General features: G+C 67.3%; 2 protein-coding genes. Both read left to right on the forward strand.

What is annotated here, in order from left to right; all coding sequences use genetic code 11:
* Positions 1 to 10,937: non-ribosomal peptide synthetase (locus tag LGY53_RS43275; RefSeq protein ID WP_225732486.1), on the forward strand; the 10,937-nt coding region annotated here is incomplete at its 5' end.
* Positions 10,938 to 11,225: 288 nt separating this feature from the next.
* Positions 11,226 to 11,905 (forward strand): AMP-binding protein (locus LGY53_RS43280; protein ID WP_374111327.1); only part of this gene is annotated, 680 nt, incomplete at its 3' end.

The raw sequence follows: 11,905 nt of genomic DNA on the forward strand, positions 1-11,905 counted from the left end.
TCCGTGGTTTCCGGATCGAGCTGGGGGAGATCGATGCGGTGTTGGCCGCGCACGAGACCGTGGATTTCGCGGTGACCATCGGACATCGGCTCGACAGCGGTGCGACGATCCTGGCCGCCTACGTGCACGCCGCGGGCGGGGCCGTGGTCGACACCGCCGAACTCACCGCATTCGCCGAGCGCAGCCTGCCCGCGCATATGGTGCCCACCGCGATCACGGTGCTCGACCACATACCGCTCACCCCGGTCGGCAAGCTGGATCGGCGGGCGCTGCCCGCTCCGCGGTTGCAGGCCAAGGAATTCCGGGCACCCGACGGGCTGTTCGAACAGCTGGTCGCCGACGTATTCGCCGAACTGCTCGGCAGCGCGGAACCCGTCGGCGCGGATGACGACTTCTTCGAACTCGGCGGCAATTCGCTGATCGCCACCCAGGTGGCGGCCCGGCTCGGCGCCGCCATCGGGGCCAGGGTGCCCGCGCGCGTGGTCTTCGAAGCGCCGACGGTCGCCGCGCTCGCCACGCGGCTGGAACCGCTGAAGGGTGCGGGCGGACGCAGGCCGCTGACGAGTATGCCGCGGCCGGAACACATTCCGCTCTCGCTCGCACAGCAGCGGATGTGGTTCCTCAACCAGTTCGACACCGCCTCGGCCGCCAACAACATCCCGTTCGCCATCCGGTTGACCGGTGCGTTGGATGTGGCCGCGCTGCAGGCGGCGGTCGCCGATGTGATCGAGCGGCACGAGACTTTGCGGACGGTCTATCCGGCCGTCGACGGCACCGGCTACCAGGTGATTCTGCCTGCCGCACAGGCGATTCCGGACATGACCCCGCAACAGGTCACGACCTCCGAGCTCCCGGGCTGGCTGGCGGCGTTCGCGTTGGGCGGCTTCGATGTCGCCGCCGAGGTGCCGCTGCGCATCGCGCTCGGACAGCTCGACGCCGCCGAATACGTGTTGGCCGTCGTGGTGCACCACATCGCCGCCGACGGCAGCTCCGTCGGGCCGCTGGTGCGGGATCTGATGCTGTCCTACGTCGCGCGCAGCTCCGGCGTCGCGCCCGAATTGCCGCCGCTGCCGGTGCAATACGCCGACTACGCGCTGTGGCAGCGCGATGTGCTCGGCGACGAGGGCGATCCCGATTCGGTGGCCGCGGCCCAGATCGCCTACTGGCGTGCGACTTTGGCCGGACTGCCGGACCGGATCGACCTGCCGGCGGATCGTCCGCGGCCTGCCGTCGCCTCCGGGCGCGGCGCGGTATTCACCTTCGAGATCGACGGCCGGATCCGCACCCGGCTGGAGGAACTCGCGCAGGAGGCGGGCGCCTCGCTGTTCATGGTGGTGCACAGCGCATTCGCCGCGCTGCTCGCCCGATTGTCGGGTACCACCGACATCACGATCGGCACGCCGGTGGCCGGTCGTGGTGAGGCCGAGCTGGACGATCTGATCGGTATGTTCGTCAACACGCTTGTGCTGCGTACCGCGATCGATCCGGCGCGTTCGTTCCGCGAGTTGCTGGCCGACGCCAAAGACATCGACCTTGCGGCGTTTTCGCATGCGGAGTTGCCGTTCGAGCGGTTGGTCGAGGTGTTGGATCCGGTGCGTTCGCAGGCGCATCATCCGTTGTTTCAGGTGGCGTTGTTTTTCCAGAATATGGATAAGCCGACGTTGGCGTTGCCTGGTTTGTCGGCCGAGGCTGTCGAATTCGATGGTGCGGTGGCGAAATTCGACCTGCAGCTCACCATCACCCCGCAGGACGATCCGGCCGCGGGTATGTCGGCGATGTTCACCTACGCGACCGACCTGTTCGACCGGGCGACCGTTGCGGAGTTCGCGGCGCGGCTGCGGCGGATCCTGAAGGCGGTGGCCGCCGATCCGGCCCGCCCGATCGGCGATATCGGGCTGCTGTCGCTGGTCGAGCGCGACCGAATCGTCTATGAGTGGAACGACACTCGGCAGCGGGTTGCGCCCGAGCTGTTGCTCGACGGCTTCCGTCGGGCGGTGGCGGCGCATCCCGAGGCTGTCGCGATTGCGTACGAGGGCGTCGAGCTGACTTATGGTGAGTTCGATGAGCGGGTGAATCGGCTTGCTCGGTTGTTGATTTCGCAGGGTGTTGGTGCGGAATCGTTGGTGGGGCTCGCGGTTCGGCGCTCGTTGGATCTTGTTGTCGGTATGTATGCGATCCTCACGGCCGGTGGTGCGTATGTGCCGTTGGATCCGGATCATCCGGCCGAGCGCATCGCCCACATCCTCGACACGGCGCGGCCCGCCGCGGTGGTGACCACCACCCGCGATGCCGTCGCGGTGCCGGAACATATCGCGACGCTGTACATCGATGCTCTCGACACGAGCGGATTCGACAGCACCCCGGTGCAGCCGTACGAACTACTGCGGCCGGTCTGCGCCGCCAACCCGGCCTATGTGATCTTCACGTCGGGTTCGACGGGTAAGCCCAAGGGCGTCGCGGTTTCGCATGCGGCGATCAACAACCAGATCACCTGGATGTTGGCCGAATACCCGCTCGATTCCGATGACGTGTACCTGCAGAAGACCGCGACGACGTTCGACGTGTCGCTGTGGGGTTATTTCATGCCGTTGCGGGTCGGCGCGAAACTCGTTGTGGCCACTCACGATGGTCATCGTGACCCGGTGTATGTCGCGGAAACCATTGCCGCACAGCAGGTGACGGTCACTGATTTCGTGCCGTCGATGCTCACCGTATTCGCGGCGCACACGCGGCCGGGTTCGATTCCGTCCTTGCGGGATGTGTTCGTCATCGGTGAGGCGCTGCCACCGGAGACGGTGGCGGCGTTGCAGGCGGTTTCCGACGCCGCGGTGCACAACCTTTACGGGCCCACCGAGGCGGCGGTCTCGGTGACCTACTGGCCCGCGGAAGACGCCACCGAACGCACCGTGCCGATCGGCCTGCCGCAGTGGAATACCGAAGTCTACGTGCTGGATTCGCGACTGCGGCCGGTGCCGGTGGGGGTTCCCGGCGAGCTGTATCTGGCGGGGGATCAGCTGGCGCGCGGCTATGTGCGGCGGCCCGACCTCACCGCGGATCGATTCGTGGCCAATCCCTTCACCACCGGTAAGCGCATGTACCGCACCGGTGACCTGGTGGTCTGGCGCACCACGCCGGATAACGCGGACGGTGTGCTCGACTACATCGGTCGCACCGATTTCCAGGTGAAGTTCCGTGGCCAGCGCATCGAGCTCGGCGAGATCGAAACCGCTTTGCTGGCACAGCCTTCCGTAAGCCAAGCGGTCGCGCTGGTGGCGGCGTCCACGCTGGGCGACCAACTCGTGGCCTACGCCGTGCCGACACCCGGCGCGGTCATCGATCCGCAGGAGCTGCGCGCGGCTGTCTCGGATGTGTTGCCCGCGTACATGGTTCCAGCCACCATTGTCGCGCTGGACGCCTTCCCGCTGAACCCGAGCGGCAAGCTGGACCGAAAGGCGTTGCCGGAACCCAGCTTCGAGGCCAAGGAATTCCGCGCGCCCGCCACCCCGGTGGAGGAAATCGTCGCCGGTGTGTTCGGCGAGGTGCTCGGCCTCGCCCGGATCGGTGCGGATGACGACTTCTTCGCGCTCGGCGGCAATTCGCTGATCGCCACCCAGGTGGTCGCCCGGATCGGCGCGGCCATCGGCGGCCGGGTTCCGGTGCGCGCGCTGTTCGAAACGCCCACCGTCGCAGCGCTGGCCGCAGCCGTGGAATCACAGGTGCACGGGCAGCGCACCGTCGAACTGGGCAGCATCGAGCGGCCGGATCAGCTGCCGCTGTCGCTGGCGCAGCGGCGGATGTGGTTCCTCAACCGCTTCGATCAGGCCGAAGACGGTTCCTCGGGTGCGGGTTCGGCCGCGTACAACCTGCCGTTCGCGCTGCGCCTGACCGGCGCGCTGGACACCGATGCCCTCGCCGCCGCACTCGACGACGTGGTGGGCAGGCATGAGGTGCTGCGCACCGTTTATCCGGAAACGCCGGACGGGCCGGTGCAGGTGGTGTTGCCGCCGCAGCGCGTCGCGCTCCACGCGGCGCCGCGCCCGATGGCGGAATCCGAGATCGCGGGTGCGGTGTACACGCTGGCCGCGACGCCGTTCGATGTCACCGAAGAGGTGCCGTTGCGCGTCGCGCTGTACCAAATCGAGGGCGCCGCGGACGATTACGTGCTCGCGGTGGTGGTGCACCACATCGCGGGCGACGGTTCGTCGATGGGTCCGCTGGTGCGTGATGTGATGGTGGCGTATGCGGCGCGGACGGCGGGTGAGGTGCCGTCGTGGGCTCCGTTGCCGGTGCAGTACGCGGATTACGCGCTGTGGCAGCGTGCGGTGCTCGGCGACGAGTCCGATGCGGATTCGATTGCGGCGCAGCAGATTGCGTTCTGGCGTGAGCAGCTCGCGGATCTGCCCGATCTGTTGGAGCTGCCGACCGATCGGCCGCGGCCCGCGGTGGCCACGTTGGCGGGTGCGCGGGTGGATGTATCTATCGATGCGCAAACCCATTCCGGGTTGGTCGAATTGGCGCGTGCACACGGTGCGACGTTGTTCATGGTTGTGCACACCGCGCTCGCGGTGGCGTTGGCCAGGCTGTCGGGTTCGAACGATATCGCCATCGGAACTCCGGTGGCGGGTCGTGGTGAGCGTGAGCTCGACGATTTGATCGGTATGTTCGTCAATACCGTGGTGTTCCGCACCCGGTACGACGGGAATGCCACGTTCGGGGAGTTGCTGGGCAGGCAGCGGGAGATCGATCTTCAGGCGTTCGCGCATGCGGATATTCCGTTCGAGCGTCTGGTGGAGGTGTTGAATCCGCGTCGGTCGACGGCGCATCATCCGCTGTTCCAGGTGGGTCTCTCGTTCCAGAATCTGGCGCGGACCGCGTTGGAGTTGCCGGGGCTGACCGTATCCAAGGTGGATGCGGATCTGGATGTTTCGCAGTTCGATCTGCACCTCATCGTTGCCGACGGTTACGACGAGCAGGGTGCGCCCGCGGGTATCGGCGGCTTCTTCACTTATGCCACGGATCTTTTCGACGCGCAGACGGTGCGTGGCTTCGCCGAGCGGCTGTCCCGAGTGCTGGCCGCGGTGGTCGCCGACGCCGATATCCGGGTCGGCGATATCGATGTGCTCGACGTCGAGGAACGCGACGCGGTGCTGTTCGGCTGGAACGACACCGAGCGCAAGGTGCGGACCAGCACGCTGGCCGCGGTGCTCGACGCTGCGGTCGCCTGGGCGCCCAATGTCACCGCGCTGGTCGCCGATCTGCCCGATGGCGGGCGCACCGAGCTGAGCTATGCCGAACTCGACGGCCAAGTGAATGCCCTTGCCCGGTATCTGATTTCGCTCGGCGTCGGCCCGGAGGCACGGGTGGCGCTCGCACTGCGCCGCTCCGTCGATCTCATCGTCGCCATGTACGCGGTGACGAAGGCGGGCGGCGTGTACGTGCCGGTGGATCCGGATCAGGCGGCCGAACGCACCGGGCACATCCTGGAATCCGCCGCACCGGTCTGCGTGCTCACCAATGCCGATGCCGCCTTCGAAACCGGTATCGCGCCGGTGGTGCGGCTGGAAGACCTTGCGCTGCAACCGGACCCGCGGCCGATCCGGGACGCCGAGCGGGCTGCCCCGCTGCGCACCGACAACACCGCGTACGTCATCTTCACCTCCGGTTCGACGGGGCGTCCCAAGGGCGTCGCGGTCACCCACGCCGCGATTCTGAACCAATTGCTGTGGAAGACAGCGGCATTCGTGCTCGGGCCGACCGATATCGTGCTGCTGAAGACCGCGGCGACCTTCGATCTCTCGGTGTGGGAATTCTGGTCGGCCGTCGCCTGTGGCGGCCGTTTGGTGCTCGCGACCCCCGACGGGCACCGCGACCCGGCCTATCTCAACGAGCTGATGGCCCGCGAGGCGGTGACCACCCTGCATGTGGTGCCGTCCATGCTGGACGCGCTGGTCGCGGACGCGCGCGGGCTGGCGGCGGTGGATTCGCTGCGCCGGGTACTGGCGATCGGCGAGGCGCTGCCCGGCGCGCTGGCCCAGCGGTTCCGCGCCGCGAAACCGCGGGTGGCGCTGTTCAATCTGTACGGCCCGACCGAGGCGGCCGTGTCGATCACCAGCCACCGGGTGACCGCCGCCGATACCGCCTCGGTGCCGATCGGCGCGCCGGAATGGAACTGCCGGGTATTCGTGCTCGACGCGCGACTGCGGCCGGTGCCCGCCGGTGTCTCGGGCGAATTGTATTTGGCCGGTGCGCAATTGGCGCGCGGATACGTCGGAAGGGCCGAGCTGACCGCGGATCGGTTCGTGGCCAACCCGTTCGAGCACGGCACCCGGATGTACCGCACCGGTGACCTCGTCGCATGGAACGCCGATGGCGAGCTGGAATACCGGGGCCGCACCGACTTCCAGGTGAAGGTGCGCGGTTTCCGCATCGAGCTCGGCGAGATCGAGGCCGCGCTGCTGGCGCGGCCGGACGTGGCGCAGGCCGCGGTGCTCGCCAGATCCGATGCGCACACCGGCGATCGGCTGGTCGCGTACCTGGTCTCGCCGGATCCGGAACTCGATGTGGCGCAGCTGAAATCGGACCTCGCCGCGGCGCTGCCCTCCTACATGGTGCCGTCCGCGTTCGTGGTGCTCGATGCGCTGCCGCTCAATGTCAACGGCAAGCTGGACCGGAAGGCCCTGCCGGAGCCGGAATTCGAGGCGCAGGCCTATCGGGCGCCGTCGACCCCGATCGAAGAGATCGTCGCCACCGTGTACGCCGAGGTGCTGGGTGTACCGCAGGTCGGCGCGGACGACGACTTCTTCGCCCTCGGCGGCAATTCGCTGCTGGCCACCCAGGTCGCGGCCCGCCTCGGCGCGGCGCTGGATACCCGGGTGCCGGTGCGTGTGCTGTTCGAGGCGTCGACGGTGGCCGGGCTCGCGGTGCGGGTGGAGCGGCATGCCGGTGCGGGTGGGCGCACGCCGCTGGTCGCGGGCCCGCGCCCGGAGCTGATCCCGCTCTCGCTGGCGCAGCAGCGCATGTGGTTCCTCAACCAGTTCGACACGGGCTCGGCGGTTTACAACATTCCGGTCGCCATCCGGCTGTCCGGCGAACTGGATACCGCGGCGCTCGAGCTCGCCGTCGCGGATCTGGTTGCCCGTCACGAGATTCTGCGCACCACCTATCCGGAGACGGCGGACGGCCCGATCCAGCGGATCGCCGATACCGTGCCGGTCACGCTGCCCGCGGTGCGGACCGATGCCGAGCGCGTCATCGACGAGGTGCGCGATATCGTCGCGGCCGGATTCGATGTCACCACCGAATTGCCGTTCCGGGTAGCGCTTTTCGAGCTGACACCCACCGAGCACGTGCTCGTCTTCGTCGCGCACCACATCAGTACCGACGGCTGGTCGCTCGGCCCGCTGACCCGGGACGTGATGGTGGCGTACGCCGCGCGCAGCGGTGGCGTCGCGCCCGGCTGGGCGCCGCTGCCGGTGCAGTATGCGGACTACAGCCTCTGGCAGCGCGCCACGCTCGGCGCGGAATCCGATCCGGATAGCCTGATTTCGCAGCAGGCCGCATACTGGCGCACCGCGCTGGCCGGGCTGCCGGAGGAACTCGCATTGCCCGCCGACCGGCCGCGACCCGCGGTCGCGTCCTACCGTGGCGCCGCGCTGTCCTTCGAGATTCCGGCGGATGTCCATGTCGGCCTGAACCGGCTTGCGCAGGAACATAATTCGACGTTGTTCATGGTGGTGCACGCGGCGCTCGCGGTGCTGCTCGCGCGGCTGTCCGGCACCAGGGATATCGCGATCGGCACGCCCGTCGCCGGGCGCGGTGAGACCGAGCTCGACGATCTGGTCGGCATGTTCGTCAATACGCTGGTGTTGCGCAATGAGATTCGTCCGGGCGCGAGCTTCGCGGAGCTGCTCGGTGAGGTGCGCGGCACCGATGTCGAGGCGTTCGGTCACGCGGATCTGCCGTTCGAGCGGCTGGTCGAGCTGTTGGATCCGGTGCGTTCGGCGGCGCGGCATCCGCTGTTCCAGGTGCTGCTCGCCTTCCAGAATTTGGCGCAGACCTCGCTGGAGTTGCCCGGCCTCACCGTCGCGGGCATCGATCCCGGCGTGCCGGTCGCCAAGTTCGACCTGCAGCTGACCATCGCGGAAAACGGGCAGGCGGAAGGTATTTCGGCGGTCTTCGGTTACGCGACCGACCTCTTCGACGAATCGACCGTGCGGGATTTCGCCGATCGCTTCGGCCGGATCCTCGCCGCGGTCGCCGCCGACGGTACCGTCGCGGTCGGCGATATCGATCTGCTGGCACCGGGCGAGCGCGAACTCGTGCTGCGCGCGTGGAATTCGCGCGGCACCTGGGTGCCCGGCGTTACGCTGCCCGCACTGGTCAACGATCAGGTCTGGCGACAGCCCGACGCGCCTGCCATCCGCTACGGCGAAACCGCCCTCACCTTCCGCGAACTGTTGCGCCGGGCCAATCAGGTGGCGCGGGCGTTGATTGCGCAGGGTGCGGGTCCGGAAAAACTTGTGGCGGTTGCGGTTCCGCGCACCGAGGAGTTGCCGGTCGCGCTGCTCGGCGTGCTGCTCTCCGGCGCGGCGTACCTGCCGATCGATTCCACCTATCCGGCCCAGCGTCTGGAGTTCATGCTGGCCGATGCCGCGCCGGTCTGTGTGCTGACTACAGCCGCAGAGCGCGACGCCGTTCCGGTGGGTGAGCTGCCGGTGGTATTGCTCAGTGCGGCAACGGCATTCGCTGATCGGCCGATTACCGACGCGGATCGGCTCGCACCGCTGCGTCCGGACAATCTGGCCTATGTCATCTACACCTCGGGTTCGACGGGTGTGCCCAAGGGTGTTGGCGTCGCGCACCGGAATGTGGTGGAGCTGTTCGCGAACACCCAGCCGCTGTTCGGTTTCGACGAGACCGATGTGTGGACGCTGTTCCATTCGTTCGCCTTCGACTTCTCGGTGTGGGAGCTGTGGTGCGCGTTGGCGCACGGCGGCAGCGTCGTTGTCGTCGACTACCTGACCTCGCGTTCGCCGGAGTTGTTCCGTGAGTTGTTGATTCGTGAGCGGGTGACGGTGCTCAACCAGACGCCGTCGGCGTTCTACCAACTGGCGGAGGCCGATCGGGCCGCGGAACCCGCCAGGCTGGCGCTGCGCTACGTCATATTCGGTGGTGAGGCGCTGGATCCGCGGAAGCTGGCGCGCTGGTATGAGCGGCATCCGGTCGACCGGCCGCGGCTGGTGAATATGTACGGCATTACCGAGACCACCGTGCACGTGTCGTTCCTGTCGCTCGACGAGCAGGCGGTCGCGAGTTCGGCGAGCGTTATCGGCCGGGCTATTCCGGGCTTGGACGCTTATGTGCTCGATGACCGGTTGCATCCGGTCCCCGTGGGTGTTCCCGGTGAAATCCAGGTTGTCGGAGCGCAGTTGTCGCGCGGCTACCTGGGTAGGCCGGGGCTTACCGCGACTCGATTCGTGGCGAATCCGTTCGGCGCGCCCGGATCTCGGATGTACCGCACCGGTGATATCGGCCGTTGGCACGATCGGAATCTGGAGTACGCGGGCCGCAGCGATCAGCAGGTGCAGTTGCGTGGTTTCCGCATCGAACTCGGCGAGATCGAGTCGGCGCTGCTGCGCTGCCCCGGCGTGAGTCAGTCCGTCGTGCTGGTCCGCAATGAGCCCGGCACCGGTGATCGTCTCATCGGTTATGTTGTGCCAGCTGCGGATTCGGTGCTCGATCCGGTGGTCTTGCGTGATCAGGTCGCGCAGTTCCTGACCGGCTACATGGTTCCGGACGCGATCGTCGTGCTGGACGCGCTGCCGCTCACCCCGAACGGCAAGCTGGATCGGAAGGCGCTGCCCGCACCGGAATTCGTCTCCGGTGCGAACTATCGCGCACCCGAGACCGCGACGGAACAGGCGGTCGCCCAAGCCTTCGCCGATCTGCTCGACGTCGCGCAAGTCGGCCTCGACGACGACTTCTTCAGCCTCGGCGGCAATTCACTACTCGCCACCCGGGCCGTCGCCAGGTTGCGCGAAATCACCGGTGCCACCATCGGTGTGCAGTGGTTCTTCACCGATGCGACGGTGGCGGGCCTCGCCGCACGGATCGACGCCGGATCGGTGGACGATGCGAATGCCGCGCTCGGCGTGGTGTTGCCGATTCGCACCGGATCTGGAACCCCGCTGTTCTGCGTCCACCCGATGTACGGTTTGGCTTGGGCCTATGCCGGACTCGCCGCTTACCTGCCGGCGGATCAGCCGATCTACGGCCTGCAGTCGCCCGCGCTCTCCGAGGCCGACTACCTGCCGGAATCGTTGGCGCAGTTGGCCGCCCGCTATGTCGCGGAGATCCGCGCGGTACAGCCGGATGGGCCGTACCGGCTCCTCGGCTGGTCGCTCGGCGGTGTGCTCGCGCATGCCATCGCGACCGAATTGCGGTCGGCCGGTGCCCAAGTCGAACTGCTCGCACTGCTCGACGCGTTCCCGGAGGCCGATGTCAGCGGGTTCCGCGCCGCGGTGCGCGGTGCGCTGGCCGAACTCGGCATCGGTGCGGATGTGCTTGCCGCGCAGGACGATATCGATGACCTCTCGCCGGATGCGTTGGCCGCCTTGCACGCCATGATCCCGGCCGAGCTGGTCGCGCTGACGCCGGAGCGGTTGCGCCAGATCTACCGGAGTGCGGTCCGCTCCGCCGAGCTCATTGCCGGGTACCAGCCGGGGGTATTCGACGGTGACATCGAATACTTCAGCGCGGAATTCGGCGATCCAACGGTGGACGGTCCGGATTCGCGTTCGGCGGCCGATTGGCGACCCTATGTGACGGGGTTAATAGTCGATCGTCCAATTCCGGTCACACACGACAAAATGGTCACACCGGAGGCGTTGGAAGTGCTCGGACCTCAGCTATCCGACCTGGTCAGAGCGCTGAGCTGAGACGGAATGCCTTGCCGAGCCGAATTGCGGTCCGGCAAGGCATAATCGCCCCCGGCACATGTTGGGGCGCGCCCTGAATGCGCCATGGCGTAACGATGGACATGCGTCCGCCCGATCATCTCCGCAAGCGGGGTTGATCGAGGCGAGTGTGTGGCGACAAGAGGCAGGGTGAGTCATCTCCATGGTTCGGGTGGTCGGGCGGCGTAATCGAGTGCAGGCAGTGGTACGCGCATGACTCGCCCGGCCCGGATCAGACCATCCCGCACTCGTAGAGCGCATGTCACTACCCTGCCGCAGTTGATGGCCACCGCCGTCGAGGCGAATCCGGACGGCACCGCCATCGTCTACGCCGACGCGACAGAGACCCTCGGTCGGTTGAGTTACGAAGAACTCGACGAGCGCTCGACCCAATTGGCGCGGCTGCTCATCGCGCGCGGTGTCGGCCCGGAAGATCTGGTGGCGGTTGGCATTCCGCGCTCGGTCGACGCGGTGATCGCGGTTTGGGCGGTGGCCAAGAGCGGTGCCGGTTTCGTGCCGGTGGATCCGCATTATCCGGCCGAGCGGGTCGCCGACATGGTCGCCGATTCCGGTGTGGTGTTCGGATTGACCATCGCCGCGGTGCGGGACGAACTACCCGGCCGGATCGACTGGTTGGCCATCGATACCGCCGAATATGCGCGGGAGTCGGCGGAATTCCCGGTCGATCCGGTCACCTACGTGGATCGGGTGCGACCGCTGCGGGCCGAACATCCGGCATATGTCATCTACACCTCCGGTTCGACGGGCAAGCCGAAGGGCGTTGTCGTTACCCAGACCGGTTTGGCGGGCTTCTGCGCCGAGCAGCGCGAGCGCTACGGCGTGACGAGCGCTTCGCGCACTTTACATTTCGCGTCGCCGTCGTTCGACGCATCGGTGCTGGAATTGCTGCTGGCGCTTGGTGGTTCGGCAACCATGGTGGTTGTCGCGCC

Source organism: Nocardia sp. JCM 34519.1 (genome assembly GCF_020361265.1).
GTDB lineage: Bacteria > Actinomycetota > Actinomycetes > Mycobacteriales > Mycobacteriaceae > Nocardia > Nocardia arthritidis_A.